Source organism: Bradyrhizobium sp. 604_D8_N2_3 (assembly GCF_051810765.1).
GTDB classification, from domain to species: Bacteria; Pseudomonadota; Alphaproteobacteria; order Rhizobiales; family Xanthobacteraceae; genus Bradyrhizobium; species Bradyrhizobium barranii.
Genome location: NZ_JBPWPM010000001.1, coordinates 4,319,021 through 4,341,782 on the forward strand (window position 1 = coordinate 4,319,021; position 22,762 = coordinate 4,341,782).

A 22,762-nucleotide genomic window follows, 5' to 3' on the forward strand; every position below is an offset into this window, starting at 1 on the left:
GTCATTTCAGACGGTTCATTGGTAGCCGGCGGACGAGCTGGACCCGGTCGAGGTCGCCAGCGTGCGCAGGCCGATCTGGAACATGAACGCGTGGTTCAGTACGGGCGGCGCCGTGCCCGCAGAGTAACTATACGAAGTTACATAGTTCACGCCGAGCACGAAGCAATCGTCGACATAGCCCGCTCCGAGCACATACTGGTTGATCTTGTTGGCCTCAAGGTCCCAGCGCGCCGAGCCGGTCACCACCCAATTGGCCGCGACCTTGATCGAGCCCGAGGTCAGGATGCCCTCGCGCCGCGTCAGATAGCCGAGCTCCGGCTGCTCGGCGTAATTGCCGTACATCATGCTGACCGACCAGCGATTGAAGTTGGCGCGGCCTTCCGCCTCGAAGCGCTGCACGTTCCAGGTCTGCTCGTCCATGCGGGAGCGGACGCTGAACGTGTAGGTGCTGTTGGGCGAGTAGCTGGCGCTCGCCACGTAATCCGAGCGCGGCTTGTCGAGGCCGGAATCAAGGCCGGTGTTGATGGTGTCCTGGACCGTGTAGGAGTTCAGGCCGAACAGCTGGTAGGACTGGCCGAACAGCACCTTGACGGCGCCGCCCTTGTCGAACTGCGTGGTGGACTGCACGCCGACATTGGCGCGGCCGCCGCCCTCGACGCGGTCGTAACCGGAGAACTTGTCGACGCTGAACAGGTTCGAGGTGTCGAACACCATGCTCTGGGCGTCCTCGTTCGGGAACTTGCCGGCATAGGGCTCGTTCGGCCGGATGATGACCTGCGCGATCGGCTCGATGGTGGTCGAGCCCCAGGGCTGAACGTTGATGAAGGGATAGCGGTATTCGAGGCCGACGGTCGGCATCAGGCGGAACGCCTGGGTGTCGCCGACCGGCAGGTAGTTCGACACGCCCGGCTGGTTGGAGATCGAGGCGTTGATCGCGTCGGCGCGGAGGCTGGCGAACGGTGTCCAGATCTCGCCGAACGGGTCGGTGTAGGACTTGCGCCACTGCGCTTCCGCCGTGAGGCGGGTGTAGGTGCCGGGGACGCCGCGCAGCAGGCACTGCGACGGCGTGCGCGCGAGCGGATCGGCCGACGTCGTCGTGCACAGGCTGTTGGTATTGGCGAGCGTGGTGATCGGATCGAACACCGCGGTGTCACGCGACAGGTTCGTGAAGTTGGTCTTGTAGCTGAACTCGCCGCCGAACACCGGATAGTTGAGCACGTTCGAATAGTCGATCACGGGATAGACGATCGGCACCTGGCTCTGGTTGCCCGAGTAGCTCAGCCAGTACATCGTGCGCGCATCGAAGAAGCTGCGATTGCCGACGCCGGTCAGATAGAGCTGCGACAATGCGTCGGTCGGCAGATACAGGAACGAGCCCAGCGGATCGCGGTATTGCGACAGGCGGTAGTCCGAGAAGAAGTAGTAATCGGACATGACGACGCCGTCCCAGCCCCAGACCCACTTGTCGTTCAGCGCGAACTGACCCTTGGTGTCGACGGCGCCGCGGAACTGGCGGTCGCCGGGCTGGCCGGCGAGTGCGCCGGGGTCGAGTTGGTCGATGCCGTAGACTCGGATCTGGTAGGCGCCGTCCATCAGGCGCTGGCGGTACTCGGCCTGGAACAGCACGCCCTGCCTGGAGGTGATGCGCGGGCTGAAGGTCATGTCCATATCGGGCGCGATCGCCCAGTAGAACGGAACTTCGACGCCGTAGCCGAACGGCGTGTTCGACGTGAAGCCCGGCATCAGGAAGCCGGTCTTGCGCTTCACGGTCGGGTCGGGCGTCGAGAAATAGGGCATGTAGGCGATCGGCACGCCGAAGAATTCGAGCTGCGCCGTCTCGAAATACAGCATCTTCTCCTGCTGGTCGTGGATGATGCGCGCACCCTTGACCTGCCACAGCGGCGGCTTCTTCGGATCGTCCTTACACGGCGCGCAGGCCGTGTAGACGCCGTTCTCGAACACCGTGTAGTTGCCGCTGGAGCGGTCGGCGCGGCTCGCCGCCATGCGGGTCTGGTCGGCGGTGTCCACGCGCAGCGAATCGACGAAACCGTCGCGGTAGTCGTCGGAGAGATCCAGGATCTCGGCATAGGTGATCTTGCCGTCGGCATCCGTCATGCGGACGTTGCCTTCGGCATGCAGCCGCTTGGTCTTCTGGTCGTAGATGACCTTGTCGGCCTCGACGCTGGTGCCGTTGTAGAACAGCTGGACGTTACCGACCGCGGAGACGCGCGAATTGTTGTAGTCGTAGTCGACCTCGGTCGCCTGAACCAGCATCTGGTTGTCGTTGGCGACCTTCGGCGGCTTCGCACGCGGCGGCAGCGGATTGTAGGTGAAGCTCTGAGCGGAGGCCGGCGTCACGGCCGCAATGTCCATCAGCCCGCCGAGCGACGCCACGGCGGCGACAGCCAGCAGGAGCCTGCGAATGGACAAGCCGTATCCGTTCGCGCGCACCACAGTACGCTGCGTCAAACGAGACACGAGCCCTCGATGGACGGCAGTCACTAACCGTCCTCCTGATACAACAAGGCCAAAAAGCCGGTGAGGCCGCCCACCACCGCGGGCAACCACGCCGCAGCGATCGGATGCATCAACTCAGCCTTGCTCAAGTCTTCAGTCACTTTCGACAAAACGTAGAGCAGAAAGCCTGCGCCCACGCCACTCAAAACCATCTTCTGCACGCCGCCCATCCGGAAGAAACGCAACGACACGGAAGCCGCCAGCATCACCATGGCGGCCAGTAAAAACGGCTGTGCCAGGAGCTTGTGATACTGGAGTCGATAGCCGGCTGTCGCGAAGCCTGAGCTCTCGGAGGAGCGGATGTAGCTCGGTAGTTGCCAAAAGGACACAGTCTCGGGTGTGGAAAAGCTGTTGCGGATCTGGGCTTCGGTCAGCGTCGTCGGAATCTCCAACGTCGCCTGGTCGATCGGCGGCGAATCCAGCGAGAAGCGGCGCACCGATTTGAACAGCCAGTGACCGGACTCCAGCGCCGCCTCGCGCGCCTCGATCCGCTCCTTGAAATGCCAGTCCGTATCGAATCGGAACAGGGTCAGGCCGGTCAGCCGGACGCCCTGCTGCTCGCTGCGCGCCGCGTTGATGATGACCTGGCCGTCATTGGTGACCTGGTTGAGCCAGAAGCCGGAGGCGTCCTGGATGCCGCCGCCGGGGGCCGAGCCGAACAGCTCGGCTTCCATGCGCTTGGACAGCTCGCGCAGGTTCGCCGACATCGGATTGTAGGCGACGGTGGCGATCACCCCGATCAGGAGCGCGCTGCCGAGAGCCGGCGAGATGAATTGCCATGCCGAGATTCCGGCGGCGCGCGCGACCACGAGCTCGAGCCGGCGGGAGAGGGCGAGATAGCAGGTCATGGCGCCGATCAGCATGCAGAACGGCGTCAGCTTCTCGAGCAATTGCGGGACCCGGAACAGCGAGGTTTCGGCCACCATGATCGCGGAGGCGGATGCGAGCCCTGAGGTCTTGCGCACCATCTCGATGTAATCGACCAGCACCAGCAGCAGGAAAATGCCCGCGAACACGCCGAGCGCCGCGACGACGAAGCGTCCGGCAAAATAGCGCCCGAGTGTGTTGGTGAGCATACTCATGCGGCGGCCGGCCGTCCGAACAGCCGCGCGATGCGCGCGTTCGACCTGTTGATGGCCTCCATGAGGCGGGGCGGCGGCTCGACCACGATGCCGCCGATGATCAACCACAGCCCGACGCCGATGGCGCCCAGGACCATCGCGTATTGGAACAGCACCGGGCCAGGCGATTTCACCGCCATCACCGAGCAGGCGAATCCTGCCATGCGCAGGCCGAACACGGCGATCACCGAGCCGCCGATCGAGAAGTTGCGGCTTTGGCGCGTGGTGCGCGGCGCGCCGAGGAAGGCGAAGGTCAGCACGGCAAAGGCGAAGGGATAGATCGGCGCCAGCAGGCTGTCGTGCAGAGCCGAGCGGAACTGGCCGGGAATCTGCTTGTAGACCGGATCGTCCTCGGACGGGGAGAACAGCTCCCAGAGATAGCGCTCGCGGATGCCGAGGGTGACGTCGTGACCCTGGCCCGAGAATTTCGACATGTCGAAGCCGTAGCGGCCGAACGCCACCAGCGCGGGATCGCGCTTGCCGGCCTCGAAGCGCTGGAGATTGCCGTCCTTGAGCACCAGGAACGAGCCGTTGTCGTTCTTCACGACCTCGCCATGCTCGGCGACGATCGAGACGCGCTCGTTGGGATCACGGCGATCGTCGATGAAGATCCCGGCGAGGATGCCGCCGGGCTGGCGTTCGCGGATCCGGATCGTCAGGTTCTTGTCGAGCTGAGCGAAGCGGCCGGGCTGGAGGATGTTGGTGAGCACGTCGGCGGTGATCTCGGCGTCCCACTGCTTGATCCGCCGCATGCCGTCGGGGGCGAGATAGGCCGCGATGAAGGCGACCAGCAGCGCCACGACACAGGTGGCGTAGAAGAACGGATAGAACAGCCGGAACGGCGAGAAGCCGGCGGCATTCATTACGATGATCTCGGAATCGGTCGCGAGCTTGTTCAGCGTGTGCGAGATCGCGATCATCAGCGCGATCGGCGAGATGATCAGGACCAGTGCCGGCACGACGAGGCTGGTGATGCCGAGGAAGGTCAGGATGGTCTGACCCTGGCTCGTCATCAGGTCGATGCCGCGCAACGCCTGCGTAATCCAGATCACGCCGGTGAGGCTGACCAGGACCAGCGCAAACGACGCCAGCGTCGTGCGGAAGATATACCTATCGATTGACCCCATGCGCTACCGCACGAATCCCCACCAGCGCCCCAATGCAGGCCGGAAGTTCGGCTGCCCAACCAATCCCCGATCAGGAGATCCCCAAGGTCGGCCAACCACCTCTTCCACCGGCTTACTCTCTCACTACCATCCCTTTGATCCATCAACAAAATGGCTGCCCCGTGGCGCCGTCAATATATGGTTAATATTTCCCTCGTTGTGGCCCGGCGGCCACGGGGGTGCTTGGCAGCCACCGCGCCGGTGGCCCATAGTGGGGAAAGTCCAGTGAATCGTCGTTCAGCTCCGGCCCGTGGCCGGGTCCGCCCAGCGACGAAAAGCCCGATGTTTTGAAGGAGTTACCCATGTCCGATGCCATCAAGGTCGGCTTTGTCCCGCTGTCTGCTGCCGCCCGTGGCATTCTGGTCGTGTTCTGCGACGACACTCTGAAGCTCGGTCCGGCGACGGCCAAGGCACTCGGCGGCGCCACTGAGCTGGTCAAGCGGGCGGCCTCCGCCGCCGGCTTCAAGGGCAAAAGCGGCGCCGCGCTGGACGTCCTGGCACCGGAGGGGCTGAAGTCCACCCGCCTGGTCGTGATCGGCGCCGGCAAGGCGGCGAGCCTGAAGGCGAACGACTTCCTCAAATTCGGCGGCGTGGCGGCGAGCAAGCTTTCGGCCGCGGCCGCTGCCATGACCATCATCGCGGAACTTCCTGATGGCGCCATGACCAGCGAGCAGGCGGTTGCGATCGCCTCGGGCCTGCGGCTGCGCGCCTACAAGTTCGATCGCTACAAGACGAAAAAGAAAGACGGCGAGGAGGGCGGCTTGCGCGCCGACGTCTCGCTTGCGGTCGGCGATGCCACCGCGGCGAAGAAGGCGTTTGCCTCGGCCGGCCATGTCGTCGACGGCGTGATCATCGCGCGCGACCTCGTCAACGAGCCGCCGAACGTGCTTTTCCCCGAAGAGTTCGCGCGCCGCGCGGGCCTGCTCCGCAAGCTCGGCGTCAAGGTCGAGGTGCTCGACGTCAGGGCGATGGACAAGCTCGGCATGGGCGCGCTGCTCGGCGTCGGCCAGGGTTCGTCGCGGCCGAGCCGCACCGTGATCATGCGCTGGGACGGCGGCAAGAAGGGCGAGGCACCGGTCGCCTTCGTCGGCAAGGGCGTCTGCTTCGACACCGGCGGCATTTCGATCAAGCCGGCCGGCAGCATGGAGGACATGAAGGGCGACATGGGCGGTGCCGCCTGCGTCGTCGGCCTGATGCACGCGCTCGCCGCGCGCAAGGCCAAGGCCAACGTGGTCGGCGCCATCGGTCTCGTCGAGAACATGCCCGACGGCAATGCGCAGCGGCCGGGTGACATCGTCACTTCGATGTCGGGCCAGACCATCGAGATCATCAACACCGACGCCGAAGGCCGCCTCGTGCTGGCGGACGTGCTCTGGTACGTCGCGAAAAAGACCAAGCCGAAATTCATGGTGGATCTGGCGACGCTGACCGGCGCGATCATGGTCGCGCTCGGCACCGAGCATGCCGGCATGTTCTCCAACAATGACGAGCTCGCCGACCGTCTGCTCGCGGCCGGCATCGAGAGCGGGGAGAAGGTCTGGCGCATGCCGCTCGGCCCCGAATACGACAAGCTGATCGATTCCCAGTTCGCCGACATGAAGAACACCGGCGGCCGCCATGGCGGCTCGATCACTGCGGCGCAGTTCCTCCAGCGCTTCGTCGACGGCACGCCCTGGGCGCATCTCGACATCGCTGGTACCGCGATGGGGGCGCCGAAGACCGACATCAACCAGAGCTGGGGAAGCGGCTACGGTGTCCGTTTGCTCGACCGTCTGGTCGCCGACCACTACGAGCGCAAATGATCTGAGATGACCGAAGTCCTTTTCTACCATCTGCAAAACATGACGGTGGAGAACGTGTTGCCGCCGCTTCTCGAGAAGTCGCTCGAGCGCGGCTGGCGCGTCGTGGTGCAGTCGACCTCGCCGGAGCGCGCCGATGCGCTCGACGCGCATTTATGGACCTACCGCGACGATTCCTTCCTGCCGCACGCGACATGGCGCGTGAACGATGCCGCCGATCAGCCGATCGTGCTGGCGATCGAGGAGGACAATCCCAACGGCGCCAATGTCCGCTTCCTGGTCGACAACGCCGCGCTGCCGCAGGACGCGCAGGGCTATGAGCGCATGGTGCTGCTGTTCAACGGCGACGATCCGGACGCGCTGGCGTTTGCCCGGAGCGCCTGGACGGATTGCAAGGCGCGGGGATTTGATGTCACCTATTGGCAGGCCGACGAACGGGGCCGTTGGCAGCGCCGGAATTAGCGGTCGTTTGCAATTAATGATAATTTGCACTTTTCGGGCGATGCTGGCTTTTGTCACCTTCGTGCCGCAAAGTGATGTTGGGACAATCGCTTAGGGCCGGTCCTTCATGCGGGGAATTTAGTTTATCGTGCGACATCAAAAGCTTCCCAGCTCGCTCATAGTTGCGTTGGCTGCCGTAGCACCGCTGCTCGCGGGCTGCTCGGGGACCGACCTGTTGTCCAAGGATGCCCAGTGGTTCAACACGCCGAGCCGCCTGTTCATCAAGAGCATCTCAATCGAATCGCCACCGTTGACCCCCGACAAGCCCGTGACGGCCGAGGATCTGGTCAGCGCCGACGGCGCCTGTCCCGGCATGACGCCGCCCCCTGGGCCGGCTGACGCCAATGCTTCGACGACGGCGCCGGCGCCCATGGGCGGCACGGTCGCGCTCGGTCACACCGAATGCGATGTGGTGCGCGGCATCGGGGCGCCCTCGACCGTCAATCTCTCCAGTGACGCCGCCGGCCGGCGCGTTGCCGTGGTCACCTGGAGCACCGGTCCGCGCGCAGGCATCTACACCTTCACGTCCGGCCGTCTGTCCTCGATCGAGGGCACGCCGGAAGCGCCTGTCATGCCGAAGGCGACCAAGCCGAAGCCGAAGAAGAAGTCGGCGTAAGGCGAACTCTCGCGTCCCGGACGCGCTGCAGCGCCATCAGCGCGTCCACGCGCGTCTTCGACGCGCTATGGGCTGCTGCGCAGAGCCGGGACCTGGTCTCTCTCGATCCAGTCTCTCTCGATCATGAGCCCCGGCTCAGCAGCGCACCACTATCGTGCTGCGCTGTGTCCGGCGCACGAGAGCACCGATCGAATTCGCCATCTCATCAAAACGAATGCGTCGTCGCTTCGAGCTGTGGCTTCTGCGCGCGCATCAATGCGTTGGTGAGATTCGCGCGCGCCTTCGAAAGTCACGCTGCCGTTATACGTGATCGGCAATTCGTGATGTGAGAGCGTTTGCATCCGCTGTCGAAACCAGCCCGGAGGAAAACTGGAGGAAATCTCCAGAATAATCACGCGCGTCTAAAGCAGTGCTTCAAGTAAGACATCCGCACCACTGCTACGCATCGAGGGGAGGGGCTAGATCGATCGAAGGAATATTTGGATGTCTACTACCTCTGTTTTCTCCCCGGTTACGGGCCAGCTCACCATTTTCGGCGACAGCGCCAATAACGGCGTCGTGATCAGCCGCGACAAGTCGGGCCGCATTCTCATCAATAACGGGCAGGTGAAGACGATCGGTGGCGATCCCACTGTGGCCAACACCAATGAGATCGACATCTTCGGTCAGGGCGGCGACGACACGATCACCGTTAACGAATCCAACGGCCCGATGCCCGCGGTGCACATTTTCGGCGGCGACGGCAATGACAGGATCACGGGCGGCTCGGGTGCCGATTTGCTGTTTGGGCAGGCCGGCGACGATACGATCAAGGGCGGCGGCGGCAACGATCTGCTGTTCGGCGGCGCGGGCAACGACACGCTGGACGGCGGCAGCGGCGACAACCAGTTGTTCGGCGAAGCGGGCAACGACCTCATGATCTGGAATCCGGGGGGCGGCACCAACCTGTTCGAGGGCGGTGACGGCAACGACACCGCGCAGATCAACGGAAGCAATGACCCGGAGACGTTCACGATCACGGCGAACGGCACGCGCGTGCGATTCGACGGGACGGGCGCGGCGCCATTTTCGCTCGACATCGGCACGACGGAGAATCTCGTGCTGCACGCCGGCGGCGGCGACGACGTCATCACCGCAAGCAATGGACTCGCCAGCCTGATCTCGCTGACGCTCGACGGCGGCGCCGGCAACGACAGGATCACCGGCGGCGACGGCAACGACCTCCTGATCGGCGGCAGCGGCGACGACATCGTTAATGGCGGACGCGGCAACGACGTCGCACAACTAGGGACGGGCGACGACACCTTCATCTGGAATCCCGGCGACGGCAGCGACACGGTCGAAGGCGGATCGGGCAACGACAAGCTTCTGTTCAACGGCGCCAACATCAACGAGACCATCGATATCTCGGCTAACGGCAGCCGGGTGCGCTTCACCCGCGACGTCGCCAACATCACGATGGACCTCAACAGCATCGAGCAGATCGAATTCGATGCGCGCGGCGGCGCCGACAACATCACCGTCGGCGATCTCTCCGGGACCGGCGTCACGCAGGTGCTGGTCGATCTCGGAGCCGTTCCCGGCGGCACGCAAGGCGACGGCGCGGCCGACACGGTGACGGTCAACGGCACCAACGGCGGCCAGCACATCGAGGTCACGTCCGACGGGACGACCGTGACGGTGACGGGCCTGCCCGAAGTCGTGACGATCGCGAATGCGGAAGCTGCCAACGACCGGCTGGTGATCCAGGCGCTCGGCGGCAACGACGTCATCGATGCATCGCTACTTGCTGCGGCGATTGGGCTGACCATCGACGGCGGCGCGGGCAACGATACCATCACCGGCAGTCAGGGCGCCGACACCCTGATCGGCGGCGACGGAAACGACAAGGTCACCGGTGGCCGCGGCAATGACGTCGCGCTTCTCGGCGCAGGCGACGACCTCTTCACGTGGAATCCCGGTGATGGTAGCGACACCGTCGAAGGTGGCGCGGGAACGGATACGCTGGTGTTCAACGGCTCCAATGTCGCCGAGAACATGTCGATCTCGGCGAATGGCGGCCGCGCGCTTCTCACCCGCGACGTCGGCGCCATCACCATGGATCTCAACGGCGTCGAGCATGTGCAGATCGCTGCCGCCGGCGGCGCCGACAACATCACCGTCAACGATCTCTCCGGCACCGGCGTCACGCAGGTGGCGATCGACCTCAGTGCCGGCCCCGGCAGCCAGAGTGGTGACGGTGCGGCAGATCGTGTGACCGTGAACGGCACCGCAGGCGATGACAACATCTCGATCACGACCTCTGGCGGATCGATCGTTGTCAACGGCCTTGCGGCGCAGGTGACCATCGCTCACGCCGATGCCGGTGACGTCCTGACCGTCAACGGCGGAGGCGGTAACGACGTCATCAATGCCTCGTCCATCAAGGCGGGGCAGCCGTTCAGCCTCAACATCAATGGCGGTGACGGCAACGACACCATCACCGGCAGTGCCGGCAATGACATTGTGAACGGCGGCCGTGGCAACGACGTTGCCAATCTCGGCGCCGGCGATGACACCTTCGTCTGGAATCCCGGCGACGGCAGCGACATTGTCGAAGGCGGCAAGGGCACCGATACGCTGCTGTTCAACGGCGCCAACATCAACGAGAACATCAACATCTCGGCCAATGGCGGACGGGTGCTGTTCACCCGCGATGTTGCTGCCATCGCGATGGACCTCAACGGCGTCGAGCATATCAACTTCAACGCCCTCGGTGGTGCCGACAACATCACGGTCGGCGACCTCTCCGGGACCGGCGTGAATCAGGTCAACCTCGACCTCGGCGCCAATGACGGCGCCGCGGATACGGTGACGATCAACGGAACCAGCGGCAGCGACGTCATCACGGTGACCGAGCACGACGGCATCATTACGGTGTCGGGGCTTGGCCAGGACATCAACATCACCGATGCCGGCACAGGCGACAGGATCGTGATCAACGGCCTCGATGGCGACGACGTCATCACGGCCTCCGGTTTGCACGGCGGCATCCAGCTCGTCGCCAATGGCGGCAATGGCGATGACGTCCTGATCGGCAGCCCCGGCAACGACACGCTCGCGGGTGGGGCGGGTGACGACGTGCTGATCGGTGGCGGCGGACAGGACGTCCTCGACGGTGGCCCCGGCAACAACGTCGTCATCAACGGGGGCGGGGCGATGGCGGCCGCGATGCTGCTCAACCAGGCCATGGCGGCAAACCTCGTTCCGGCAGGTGACGGTCACGGCGAGATGCCATTGCCCGATCCGCACGCGGCACAGAGCCAGACCCTCGCACCGCCGCAACACGCCTGACATTAGGCTCCGGCCCGGAGAACGCCCATGACCACGAACGCGGTCTCGACCGATACGGGGTTGGACGCGCTGCTCACCCTGCTGCATTTGCAGGGTGTTGCGGCCGACCGCGACCAGCTCAAGCACCGGACCGGAACGGCTATCTTTGGCGCAGCGGAGATCATCCGCTGCGCCAAATCTCTCGGCCTCAAGGCACGAACCTATCGAACGCAGTGGAGTCGTCTGTCGGGCAGCCCGCTGCCGGCGATCGCGATGCTGCGCGACGGCAGCTTCATGGTCATCGCAAAGGCCTCCGCTGACAAGGTGCTGGTGCAATCGCCGCAGGCCCAGCGCCCGGTGCTGATGGAGCGCGACGAGCTGTGCGCGATCTGGGACGGCGGACTGATCCTGATGGCCCGGCGCGCCGGGCTCTCCGACCTCGGACGCCATTTCGATATCACCTGGTTCATCGGCGCGATCGGCAAATACCGGCGGCTGTTCGGCGAGGTGCTGGCCGCCTCGTTCTTCCTCCAGCTCTTTGCGCTGGTCTCGCCGCTGTTCTTCCAGGTCGTGATCGACAAGGTGCTGGTGCATCGCTCGCTGTCCACGCTCGACGTGCTCGTCATCGGTCTCGTCGTCGTCTCGCTGTTCGACACGGTGCTGGGTATCCTGCGCAATTATCTGTTTGCGCATACGACCAACCGCATCGACGTGGAGCTGGGCGCCCGGCTGTTCCACCACCTTCTGGCATTGCCGATGGCCTGGTTTCAGGCGCGGCGCGTCGGCGATTCCGTGGCGCGGGTTCGCGAGCTCGAGAACATCCGCAATTTCATCACCAGCTCGTCGCTGACGCTTCTCATCGACCTGTTCTTCACCTCGGTATTCCTGGCGGTGATGTTCGCCTATTCGCCGCTGATGAGCTGCATCGTGCTGGCATCGTTCCCGTTCTACATCGCGATCTCGGCGGTGGCGACGCCGCTGTTTCGCCGCAGGCTGGACGAGAAATTCCGCCGCGGCGCCGAGAACCAGGCTTTTCTGGTCGAGAGCGTCAGCGGCATCGAGACGCTGAAGGCGATGGCGGTCGAGCCGCAGATGCAGCGCCGGTGGGAAGAACAGCTCGCCGGCTATGTCTCGGCGAGTTTCGGCGTCACCAGCCTTGGCAACACCGCAAGCCAGCTCGTCCAGTTCGTCAGCAAGGTCGTGACCGCCGCCATTCTCTATGTCGGCGCGCGCCTCGTGATCGGCGATGCATTGACCGTCGGCGAGCTCGTAGCCTTCAACATTTTTGCGGGGCGCGTTTCGGCGCCCGTGCTGCGGCTGGCCCAGGTCTGGCAGGATTTTCATCAGGCGCGGCTCTCGATCGCGCGGCTTGGCGACATCCTCAACAGCGCGGCAGAGCCGGCTTATTCGGCGGCGCGTGCGGGGCTGCCGCCGATCCGGGGCAATATCCGGTTCGAGCACGTGTCGTTCCGCTACCGGCTCGATGGGCCGGAAATCCTGCATGACGTCTCGTTCGATGTTCCGGCCGGGCAAACCGTCGGCATCGTCGGATCGTCGGGCTCGGGCAAGAGCACGTTCGCCAAGCTGGTGCAGCGGCTCTACGTTCCGCAAGGCGGCCGCGTGCTGATCGACGGAATGGATCTTGTGATGACCGATCCGGCCTGGCTCCGCCGCCAGATCGGCGTGGTGCTCCAGGACAACATGCTGTTCAACCGCTCGGTGCGCGACAACATCGCGCTGGCCGATCCGACCCTGCCGATGGACCGCGTCATGGACGCAGCAAAACTTGCGGGCGCACATGATTTCATTCTGGAGCTTCCCGAGGGCTACGACACTGTCGTCGGCGAGCGCGGCTCGACGCTCTCGGGCGGGCAGCGCCAGCGCATCGCGATCGCCCGCGCTTTGGTGACCAATCCCCGCATCCTGATCTTCGATGAAGCGACCAGCGCGCTCGATTATGAAAGCGAGCGGATCATCCATGAGAACATGAAGGAGATCGCCAGGGGCCGCACCGTCCTGATCATCGCGCATCGGCTGTCCACCGTCCGCGGCGCTGATCGCATCTTCACGCTCGAGCGCGGCCGTCTGGTCGAGGACGGCACGCATGACGCGTTGATCAAGACCGGCGGCCGATACGCGGCCCTGCATCGTCTCCAGGGAGGGATCTATGAGGTCGGCTAGCGCGGTGCCGGCCCCGCGGCCGGAGCAGACCGTCGTTCCCTTCCGGAAAGCGAAGGGGCGGCGCACTGAAGAGATCGCCTTCCTGCCCGCGGCGCTGGAGATTGCCGAGGCGCCACCGTCACCGATCGGCCGGGCCATCGCGATCGCCCTGATGCTCCTTGTCTGCGCAGCACTCGCGTGGTCGGCATGGGGCATGATCGACATCGTGGCGTCCGCAACCGGGAAGGTGGTGTCGAGCGGGCGAAGCAAGGTGGTCCAGCCGTTCGAGACCGGGGTGGTGCGCGCCATCCACGTGCAGGACGGGCAGGCGGTCAAATCGGGCGACGTGCTGATCGAGCTCGATCCGACCGTGAATGCCGCGGAGCGCGATCACCTGCATGACGATCTCATGGCCGAACGGCTCAATATGGCGCGTCTCCGCGCCGCATTGGCAAGCGGCGAAGATGCCTCCACCGATCTCGTCCCGCCTGCGGATGCCGATCCCTCGCTGGTCGCGACACAGCGGCAGCTTCTTGCCAATCAGGTCAGCGAGCATCGCGCCAAACTGGCGTCACTTGCGCGCCAGCAGGCGCAGAAGGAGGCCGAGCATCAGACCATTGCGGCGACGATCCACAAGCTGGATGCGTTGCTCCCTGTCACCCAGCAGCGCGTCGATATCCGCAAGATTCTGATGGAGAAGGAAATCGGCTCGAAGCTGACCTATTACGAGACCCTTCAGCTTCTGATCGACCAGCAGGAGGAGCTTCGCGTCCAGAGCAGCCATCTGAAGGAAGCCGAGGCGGCCGTCGCCGCGATCCGGGAGACCCGCACCCAGGCCATGGCTGAGTATCGCAAGAGCCTGTCCGACGAACTGGCCAAGAGCGAGCAGAAAGCCAATGGCGTCGCGCGCGATCTGATCAAGGCGCAGCAGCGGACCCGGCTGCAGCAGCTGACCTCGCCGGTCGACGGCGTCGTGCAGCAGCTTGCGGTCCACACCGTGGGCGGCGTGGTCACGCCCGCGCAATCGCTGCTGGTGATCGTGCCATCGGATACGCGGCTCGAGGTCGAGGCGATGATCTCCAACCGCGACATCGGCTTCGTCGAGGCCGGGCAGGACGCCGCCGTCAAGATCGACACCTTCAACTTCACCCGCTACGGCCTGCTGGAGGGACGGGTGCTGAGCGTCTCGCAGGACGCCATCATCCGCGACCGTCCGCCGGGGAGCGACCGCGCGCTCGCGGCGCAACGTGACAGCAGCGAGCCAAACGGCCAGGAGCTGAGCTACAGCGCACGCATCTCGCTCGATCGCACGCAAATGCAGGTGGACGATCGCCTCGTCAGCCTGTCACCGGGAATGGCCGTGACAGTGGAGATCAGGACCGGCTCGCGCACCATTTTGAGCTACCTGTTATCTCCGCTTCAGCGCTACCGACAGGAGATCATGCGGGAGCGGTAGATCCCATTTTGCTCCAGCGGAGCCGTATCACGCCTGCCCACCATTCGTCTCGCCGGCGACGTCGCCATTCTCGGCGCGGATCATCGTGATTGCGACACTTTTGCAGAGGTCGCTTTCCTGATGGCCGTGCGGCCGGGGATGCGCTTTTATGGCGCGATAAAGAATCTTGGAGGGAACATGCGTTTCATCACGATCGTGTCGGCTCTGCTTCTGTCGCTCGGCGCGGCGGTCGCCCAGGACTATCCGTCCAGGCCCATCACCGTGCTGGTGCCGTACGCCGCGGGTGGACCGACGGACACCATCGCGCGCCTGACCGCAGCAAGCATGGCGAAATCCCTCGGGCAGCAGATGATCGTCGAGAACGCGACCGGCGCTGGCGGCACGATCGGCACGACGCGCGCCGCGCGCGCCCAGCCGGACGGCTACACGCTGCTGGTCCATCATGTCGGCATTTCGACCGCGGCCACGCTGTATCGCAACCTGAGCTACGACACGAAGACGGCCTTTGCGCCGATCGGGCTCGTGACCAATGCGCCGATGACCATCATCGCGCGTCCGGACTTCCCGGCCGACACGCTCAAGGAACTGGTCGCCTACGCCCAGCAGCAGGGCGACAAGCTGACTTACGCCAATGCCGGGTTAGGTGCGGCATCGCATCTGTGCGGCATGCTGTTCATGACGGCGATCCAGAAGCAGCTCACCACGGTGCCCTACAAGGGCAATGGGCCGATCATGAACGATCTGCTCGGCAAGCAGATCGATCTCACCTGCGACCAGGCGACGAACACGACCGGGCCGATCACGGCCAAGCAGGTCAAGGCCTACGCGGTCACCACCAAGGAGCGGCTGAAGAGCCTGTCCGATCTGCCGACCGCCGACGAGGCCGGCCTCAAGGGGTTCGAGCTCGGCGTCTGGCATGGCCTCTATGCCCCTAAGGGCACGCCGCCCGCGGTCGTTCAGAAGCTGACGGCGGCGCTCCAGGCCGCGCTGAGGGATCCCACATTGATCGCCCGGTTCAACGACATCAACACCGAGCCGGTCCCGCAGGACAAGGCGACGCCGGAGGCGCTCGGGGCGATGCTGACCAGCGAAGTCGACCGCTGGGCGCCGATCATCAAGGCGGCGGGGCAGTATGCCGATTGAGCAAAGGGCCAACTGCTCAGCGGCTTGCATGCAGGTAATTTATTACCCGTACTGTGCATGGGGTTGTTTTTCAGATTTTGAGTCTAGCCCGCTGCCTCGTCGAACTGCGTGCTCGCCTCCAGCCACTGTTCCTCCGCACGCGCCAGCGCGTCGGCGGCGTTGGCGCGGGCCTTCGACAGTTGCGCGGCCTGCTTGGGATCCCTGGTGAAGATGTCGGGCAGGGCGAGTGCGGTGTCGATCTTGGTGATGATCTCGCTGACGCGGGCGATCTCGCTCTCGGCTTCCGCGATGCGCTTCTTCAGCGAGCCGCGATTGTCCGATCTCGGGCGCTGCGGCTTCTCGCTCGCGGCGCTACGCTCGCGCGGGGCGGGCTCGCCGTTGCGCGCCGACAGCACCAGGCGGCGATACTCGTCGAGGTCGCCGTCGTAATTGGTCACGGTCCGGTCGGCGACGATCCAGAGTTGGTCGGCGCAGGACTCAATCAGATAGCGGTCGTGCGAAACCATGATGACGGCGCCGGGGAATTCGTTGATCGCCTCCGCAAGCGCAGCGCGGCTGTCGATGTCGAGATGGTTGGTCGGCTCGTCCAGAATGATCATGTTGGGGCCGAAGAAGGTCGCCAGCCCCAGCAGCAAGCGCGCCTTCTCGCCGCCAGACAATTTCCCGACCTTGGTATCGGCCGCCTTGCCGGAGAATCCGATGGCGCCGGCGCGTGCGCGCACCTTGGCCTCGGGCGCTTCACCCATAAGCTTGCGGACGTGGTCGTAGGTCGAGGCATCCTCGTTCAATTCGTCGAGCTGGTGCTGGGCGAAATAGGCAATCGAGAGCTTGTCGGCACGCGTCACCTTGCCCGAGAACGGTGCGAGGCGGCCCGCGAGCAGTTTCACCAGCGTCGACTTGCCGTTGCCGTTGGAACCAAGGAGCGCGATGCGGTCGTCATTGTCGACGCGCAAGGTGACGCGGTTAAGCACGGGCGTGTTCGGATCGTAGCCGACCACGACGTTGTCGGCGGCGATGATCGGCGGCGACAGGATTTTCTCCGGCGCGGGAAAGCTGATTTCGCGCACGTCCTGGGTGACCAGCGCCGTGATCGGCTTCAGCCGCTCCAGCATTTTTACACGAGACTGCGCCTGGCGGGCTTTCGAGGCTTTCGCCTTGAAGCGGTCGACGAAGGCCTGCAGACGGGCGCGTTCGGCTTCCTGGCGCTTGACCGCTTTGGCATCGAGCAGCTCACGCATGGCCCGCTGCTCCTCGAAGGAGGAATAGGTGCCTTTGTAGAGCGTGAGCTTGCCGCGCTCCAGATGCAGGATCTGGTCGACCGAGCTTTCCAGCAGGTCGCGGTCATGGCTGATCACGATCACCGTGCGCGGATAATGCGCAAGGTGATCCTCGAGCCACAGCGTGCCTTCGAGGTCGAGATAGTTGGTGGGCTCGTCGAGCAGCAGGAGGTCAGGGGCGGCGAACAGCGTGGCGGCGAGCGCGACGCGCATGCGCCAGCCGCCGGAGAATTCGGCGCAGGGGCGGAGCTGGTCGGTGGCGGAGAAGCCGAGGCCGGAGAGGATCGCGGCCGCACGGCTCGGCGCCGAATGGGCGTCGATGTCGACGAGGCGGGTCTGGATCTCGGCGATCCGGTGCGGGTCGGTCGCGCTCTCCGCTTCGTGAAGCAGCGCGTCGCGTTCGAGGTCGGCCTTGAGCACGACGGAGATCAGGCTTTCGGGGCCGTTCGGGGCCTCCTGCGCGAGGCTGCCGACGCGCCAGCGTGGCGGCAGGGTGACCGTGCCGTGCTCGGCCGCCAGCTCGCCGCGGATCACCTTGAACAGGGTCGACTTGCCGGTGCCGTTGCGCCCGACCATGCCGACGCGCGCACCGGGCGTGATCTGCACGGAACTCTGGTCAATCAGAAGGCGTCCGGCAAGGCGGATGGAGAGGTCGGTGATAGCAAGCATGCGGCCTTGTCACCGCAAGGCGCGTCGAACGCAACCCGTTTTTGCGTGAGCCTCACGTCAGTGCGAATCGCAGTCGCGCTGCTTCAACTCGTCGAGGAGCTGTTCGAGATGCGTCGGGAGCCGTGGTTCGGGGCGCAGGCTCTGCTGAAGCCGTTCGCCCACCGCATCGCAAATCGAGCGGCTGGTGCGCCGGTCGATCTGTTCGCTGTCATTGGCAAAAAGGCCAGCCATTGTGGGGTTCCGTGTTCTCAAAGTGATGACACGGTATCAAGTCCTTGGCCCCCCAAATGGTTTCGCCACGCGCGGAGATTGCCCCGCACTCTAGTAAAAATTGCATGAAGCCGGGCAATAGCCACCCAAATACAAAGCCCCGGCGCAGGGGAACGCCGGGGCTTCGCTTGGAAGGTACCTGGGGGGCCTAGGTACCTCAGGAAGGTGCTGACGGGCTCAGTAGCAGCGGTTGATCAGCCGCCAGCGGGGTCCCCAGGGGGTCGGGACCAGCCGGCGCACGTAGCAGCCGCCATAACCGTAGGAGACGGGGCCGCCGGCATAGAAGCGCGGTCCACCCCAGCCGTGATGCCAGCCACCGCCGCCGCCGTGCCAGCCCCAGCCGCCATGCCAGTGAGCGGAGGCGGAGGTCGGCGCCAGCGCGGCACCCAGCGCAACCGCGGCGACAGCGGCAAGCGAAAGTTTCCTCAACATGGTGATCTCCTAAAGACTGCCGGCGCGGGGCTATCGCGTCGATGGAAAGGCCGCCGAAACGGTCTGCCAGATGATCGGGCTTTCGGTTTCGATAGGCCCGACCTTACGCCGGCGAAGCTGAACCAAGCCCTGAACGGAGCCTTCAGATTGGGTTCATCTGGGTGAAATCTCGGTAATCCATGACTAGATCCGGCGGGGCAGCCTGCGGCGAAGCGTCCGGGGGCGGTTTTGGCGGTCGCTTGCCGTCCGGCAAAGGCGCCGATATAAGCCCGGCAACTCCGAACCACCGCTTTCTTCTCAAGGACAAGATTATGGCCATCGAACGCACTTTCTCGATCATCAAGCCCGATGCGACCGCGCGTAACCTGACCGGTGCGGTCAACGCCGTGATCGAGAAGGCGGGCCTGCGCATCGTCGCGCAGAAGCGCATCCGCATGACCAAGGAACAGGCCGAGACCTTTTATGCCGTGCACAAGGCGCGCCCGTTCTTCGGCGAACTCGTCGAGTTCATGACCTCGGGCCCGGTAGTGGTCCAGGTGCTGGAAGCCGAGGGCGCCATTGCCAAGTACCGCGACGCGATGGGTGCGACCGATCCGTCCAAGGCCGCCGACGGCACCATCCGCAAGCTCTACGCAAAGTCGATCGGCGAGAATTCCGCTCACGGCTCGGATGCGCCGGAGACCGCCGCGATCGAAATCGCGCAGTTTTTCTCGGGCAACGAGATCGTCGGCTGATCAGCCGATAGGTTAATATCGACGGGGCGAAAGGACGTATTGTGAACTGGCTCTGGCAGGTCTTCGATCCCGCTACGATCGGGGCATTCTTCACCCAGTTTCGCAACGAGATGGCCGAACCGACCTTCTGGATTGCGGTCGGCAAGATCATCTGGATCAACATCCTGCTCTCCGGCGACAACGCGCTGGTGATTGCGCTCGCCTGCCGCGGACTCAAGCCGCGGCACCGGCTGTGGGGCATGATCTTCGGCGCCGGCGCAGCCGTGCTGCTGCGGATCATCTTCACCGGCATCGTCGCGAGCTTGATGGAGCTGCCGTATCTCAAGCTCGTCGGCGGTCTCGCGCTGATCGTGATCGCGGCGAAGCTCCTGGTGCCGGAGAACGAGGACGAGGAGGGCGTCGAGTCCGCCTCGCATCTGTGGCAGGCGGTGCAGATCGTCGTCGTCGCGGACATCGTCATGAGTCTCGACAACGTCATTGCGGTCGCCGCCGCCGCCAATGGCAGCGTGCCGCTGCTGATCCTCGGTCTCGCCATCAGCGTGCCGCTGATCGTCGCCGGTGCGGCGCTGATCATGGCGCTGCTCGCAAAGCTGCCGGTCCTGGTCTGGGCGGGTGCAGCACTGCTCGGCTGGATCTCGGGCGAGGTGATCGCGACCGATCCCGGCATCGCGCCGAAGCTGCACACGCTGTTCGACGGCCCGCTCGGTGCCTCGCTGGACGGCATGCTCGGCGCACTTCGCATCCCGCCCCAATTCGCCCATGGCGGCGGAGGCGGCGAATATCTCTGCGCAGCTCTCGGCGTCGTCGTCGTGCTGGTCGTCGGCAGCATCTGGCGCCGGCGCAGCCTGAGCCAGGCCGCGCTCGAATCCTCCGAGCGCCACGCCAAGGCCTCGGCGGAGTAATCTCTACGGCATGATCTGGTTTTGCTTGCCTCTTCCCGGCGGGGAGAGGTCTTGCGCGCGATCATTCCGACAGGGGTTCCGGCAGTCGCCGTCCCCACTGAACCGGTCATCATAGTCCGCACGCCGGCGAGCATTGCCGCCTTATGGCGAACTCGCGCGTCAGGCGGTCACGCACAGTGCGGTCCGGCACTTCGTGGGTGACCCACAGCGCTCTCAACCTCTGCGCGATTTAGACTTTGACTTATTATAAACTACTGAAAATAAAGGCGTTTTTATTGACTTGGCGGCTCATGCCGCGGCACGTCGCTCCGGTATTTATTCCTGTCGAACCGGAAGCTGTTGAGAGATGTCTTCGAGAGCCACCTGCCGCCCTGTTGCTATTCTTGCCGCTACCGTCAAATCCCATCCGAAGTTCTCCAGACCGACTGCCTTCGCGGCCTCTCTGGTCTCCATCGCCTTGTTCGGCGACGGCTTCCTTCACCGCATCAGCGCGCAAGGCGCTGCGCCGGAGACGGCGACAGCCTTGCCGGCGGTGACCGTCACTGCCGACGTGCCGAAGCAGCGTGCACGCCCGCGTTTGAACCCAAGTCGAAGGGCGGGCCGTCAAAGCGCGCCCGCGAATGAGCGGGCCAGGATGCAGGCGGAAGCGAAGCCCGCTGCCGCAAGGCCCGGCGCACTCCCGCCCTCCTACCCAGGTGGGCAGGTCGCCCGCGGAGGCCAGATCGGCTTGCTGGGCAACAGGGATTTCATGGACACGCCGTTCAACATCACCAGTTACACGGCGAAGAAGATCGAAGATCAGCAGGCCAGCACGATAGCCGACGTCGTCAGCAACGACCCTTCGGTCCGTTTCACCGGTCAGACCGGCGGCATTCTCGACTCCTTCTTCATCCGCGGCTTTCCGATCGGCGAGGGGAATGTCGGAGAAATTGCCTTCAACGGTGTCTACGGTGTTGCGCCGAACTACCGTGTCTTCACCGACTACGTCGAACGGATCGAGATCATCAAGGGCCCGACCGCGCTGCTTTACGGGATGGCCCCGAACAGCAGCGTCGGGGGCACCATCAATATCGTCCCGAAGCGTGCCTCTGATGTCGATCTCACACGGGTTACGACCGACTACGCGACGAACAGCCAGTTCGGCACGCATCTCGACGTCAGCCGACGGTTCGGCGAGAACCGCGAATTCGGAATTCGCGTCAATGGCAGCTATCACAATGGTGATACGCCGCTGGACAACCAGAACCGGGAGGCGCATGTCGGCGCCGCCGCGTTCGATTATCGCGGTGAGAAATTCAGAGCATCGCTCGACTTCATCGATCAGGAAGAAAAGTTCGACGCGCCCACGAGACCGTTTCTGGTCGCAACAGGCGTAGCTGTCCCGACCGCGCCGGTCGGGAGGCGCAATGTCACGCAGGCCTGGGAATGGGCCAAGGTTCATGACAACTCGCTGCTGGCGCGCGCCGAATACGATGTGACGGATTCCGTGACGGTGTTCGCCGACGGCGGTGGCGGCAGGACCCAGGTCGATCGCTTGTTCGGCACGCCGACGATCCTGAACGCGGCCGGCAACACCACGTCGACACCGGGACGCTTCAAATTCGATATTGACAGGAATGTCGCCGACGCCGGTGTGCGCGCCCGGTTTGAAACCGGCGCGATCAGTCACGCCGTGAGTTTCCAGGGCAGCTACTACACGGATCAGATCTCACGGGGCTCTGTGTCCGGGACGCCGGTTCTGTCCAACATCTATGCGCCGATCGCCCGTCCTGAGCAGCTCGTTGCTGCTCCCGCGACTGTTCCGAAGCTTTCGGATACCGAATTGACCGGCCTTGCGCTGGCTGACACTTTGTCGGTTTTTCAGGAGCGCCTTCAGCTGACCGTCGGCGTGCGCCAGCAGGGGGTGAAGTCCAACAACTTCAATACCACCACGGGAGCGGTCACGTCCTCCTATGACCAGACGGCGCTCACGCCGATGGTTGGCCTCGTCGTCAAGCCCTGGAGCAACGTTTCGCTCTACACCAACTACATCGAAGGGCTCAGCAAGGGCGACGTCGCACCGACGACCGCGAGCAATCAGGGGGAAGTTCTTGCGCCTTACTTCAGCAAGCAGCACGAGGCAGGCGTCAAGGTCGACTTCGGAATGCTGGCCACCACGATCAGCGTGTTCCAGATCACCAAGCCGTCGGGACAATTGGGGGTCGACAAGATCTTCCTGGCCGACGCCGAACAGCGCAACGCGGCCTGGAGTTCACCGTATTCGGAGAGGTGCAGCCGGGCATACGTGTCCTTGGCGGCGTGACGTTGATCGATGCAGAGCTGACAAAGACAAGCACGCCAACCAATCTCGGCAAGACGCCGATCGGTGTGCCTCAGGTGCAGGCAAACCTGTCCGCCGAATGGGACACCCCGTTCGCACCCGGACTGACGCTGGTCGCCAATACCATCTATACGGGACACCAGTATCTGGATGCGGCGAACACGCAGGTCGTTCCGGCCTGGACGAGGCTCGACCTGGGTGCCCGCTACAACACGCGGATCAACAACCGGCCGGTGACGCTGCGGGCCCTGGTGCAGAACGTGTTCGATACCAATTACTGGGCTGGCGTGGCGAGCTTCTCCGCATTGTCGCAAGGTGTACCGCGAACCCTGCTATTGTCGATGTCGACGGATTTCTGAGGCGGGTC

17 protein-coding genes are annotated in these 22,762 nt (G+C 64.4%); 11 read left to right on the forward strand and 6 right to left on the reverse strand.

Annotated elements, in window-relative coordinates; translation table 11 throughout:
- Positions 1-15: 15 nt before the first annotated feature.
- The 3 genes from AB7245_RS20400 to lptF are packed head-to-tail and all read right to left on the reverse strand — an operon-like array spanning position 16 to position 4,765.
- Entirely contained in the window at positions 16-2,502 is a 2,487-nt protein-coding gene (locus AB7245_RS20400) for an LPS-assembly protein LptD (RefSeq protein WP_439034780.1), read from the reverse strand.
- Positions 2,502-3,599 (reverse strand): LPS export ABC transporter permease LptG, encoded by a 1,098-nt coding sequence (gene lptG, locus AB7245_RS20405; protein WP_063983680.1) that lies wholly within the window; start codon positions 3,597-3,599, stop codon positions 2,502-2,504. The genes AB7245_RS20400 and lptG overlap by 1 nt, the downstream gene beginning before the upstream one ends.
- Complete coding sequence (gene lptF, locus AB7245_RS20410) at positions 3,596-4,765, reverse strand: LPS export ABC transporter permease LptF (RefSeq protein WP_063983679.1); 1,170 nt, start codon at positions 4,763-4,765, stop codon at positions 3,596-3,598. Before lptF ends, lptG begins: the two co-directional genes overlap by 4 nt.
- A gap of 341 nt (positions 4,766-5,106) precedes the next feature.
- On the opposite strand from lptF, the gene AB7245_RS20415 reads away from it, so the two are divergent.
- From AB7245_RS20415 to AB7245_RS20445, 7 genes are all read left to right on the forward strand, one after another.
- Positions 5,107-6,606 (forward strand): leucyl aminopeptidase, encoded by a 1,500-nt coding sequence (locus tag AB7245_RS20415; RefSeq protein ID WP_439034781.1) that lies wholly within the window; start codon positions 5,107-5,109, stop codon positions 6,604-6,606.
- A 6-nt stretch (positions 6,607-6,612) separates the two neighbouring features.
- Positions 6,613-7,065, forward strand: coding sequence for a DNA polymerase III subunit chi (locus tag AB7245_RS20420; RefSeq protein WP_014495779.1), 453 nt, complete (start codon positions 6,613-6,615; stop codon positions 7,063-7,065).
- A 166-nt stretch (positions 7,066-7,231) separates the two neighbouring features.
- Complete coding sequence (locus AB7245_RS20425; RefSeq protein WP_028147753.1) at positions 7,232-7,720, forward strand: hypothetical protein; 489 nt, start codon at positions 7,232-7,234, stop codon at positions 7,718-7,720.
- Positions 7,721-8,203: 483 nt separating this feature from the next.
- Positions 8,204-11,053, forward strand: coding sequence for a beta strand repeat-containing protein (locus AB7245_RS20430; protein ID WP_439034782.1), 2,850 nt, complete (start codon positions 8,204-8,206; stop codon positions 11,051-11,053).
- Positions 11,054-11,080: 27 nt separating this feature from the next.
- Entirely contained in the window at positions 11,081-13,213 is a 2,133-nt protein-coding gene (locus tag AB7245_RS20435) for a type I secretion system permease/ATPase (RefSeq protein WP_439034783.1), read from the forward strand.
- A complete protein-coding gene (locus AB7245_RS20440; RefSeq protein WP_439034784.1) occupies positions 13,200-14,648 on the forward strand; it encodes an HlyD family type I secretion periplasmic adaptor subunit in 1,449 nt (482 codons plus the stop codon). The genes AB7245_RS20435 and AB7245_RS20440 overlap by 14 nt, the downstream gene beginning before the upstream one ends.
- A gap of 177 nt (positions 14,649-14,825) precedes the next feature.
- A complete protein-coding gene (locus AB7245_RS20445; RefSeq protein ID WP_354122135.1) occupies positions 14,826-15,791 on the forward strand; it encodes a tripartite tricarboxylate transporter substrate-binding protein in 966 nt (321 codons plus the stop codon).
- A gap of 83 nt (positions 15,792-15,874) precedes the next feature.
- On the opposite strand, the gene AB7245_RS20450 is transcribed toward AB7245_RS20445, so the two are convergent.
- The 3 genes from AB7245_RS20450 to AB7245_RS20460 all read right to left on the reverse strand — a co-directional run bounded on the left by AB7245_RS20450 (position 15,875) and on the right by AB7245_RS20460 (position 18,439).
- Positions 15,875-17,737, reverse strand: coding sequence for an ABC-F family ATP-binding cassette domain-containing protein (locus AB7245_RS20450; RefSeq protein WP_166352779.1), 1,863 nt, complete (start codon positions 17,735-17,737; stop codon positions 15,875-15,877).
- Between the two features lie 57 nt (positions 17,738-17,794).
- Complete coding sequence (locus AB7245_RS20455; RefSeq protein ID WP_439034785.1) at positions 17,795-17,968, reverse strand: hypothetical protein; 174 nt, start codon at positions 17,966-17,968, stop codon at positions 17,795-17,797.
- Positions 17,969-18,184: 216 nt separating this feature from the next.
- Positions 18,185-18,439 (reverse strand): hypothetical protein, encoded by a 255-nt coding sequence (locus AB7245_RS20460; RefSeq protein ID WP_014495771.1) that lies wholly within the window; start codon positions 18,437-18,439, stop codon positions 18,185-18,187.
- A gap of 311 nt (positions 18,440-18,750) precedes the next feature.
- Between AB7245_RS20460 and ndk the strand changes: the two genes are divergently transcribed.
- The 4 genes from ndk to AB7245_RS20480 all read left to right on the forward strand — a co-directional run bounded on the left by ndk (position 18,751) and on the right by AB7245_RS20480 (position 22,754).
- A complete protein-coding gene (gene ndk / locus AB7245_RS20465; protein ID WP_027535388.1) occupies positions 18,751-19,173 on the forward strand; it encodes a nucleoside-diphosphate kinase in 423 nt (140 codons plus the stop codon).
- 41 nt (positions 19,174-19,214) lie between these two features.
- Positions 19,215-20,075 carry a TerC family protein gene (locus AB7245_RS20470; protein ID WP_439034786.1) on the forward strand — a complete coding sequence of 287 codons (861 nt, stop codon included), beginning with the start codon at positions 19,215-19,217 and terminating at the stop codon, positions 20,073-20,075.
- Positions 20,076-20,709: 634 nt separating this feature from the next.
- Positions 20,710-22,377, forward strand: coding sequence for a TonB-dependent receptor (locus tag AB7245_RS20475; RefSeq protein ID WP_439034787.1), 1,668 nt, complete (start codon positions 20,710-20,712; stop codon positions 22,375-22,377).
- A complete protein-coding gene (locus AB7245_RS20480) occupies positions 22,374-22,754 on the forward strand; it encodes a TonB-dependent receptor domain-containing protein (RefSeq protein WP_439034788.1) in 381 nt (126 codons plus the stop codon). The genes AB7245_RS20475 and AB7245_RS20480 overlap by 4 nt, the downstream gene beginning before the upstream one ends.
- The last annotated feature ends 8 nt before the right edge of the window (positions 22,755-22,762 follow it).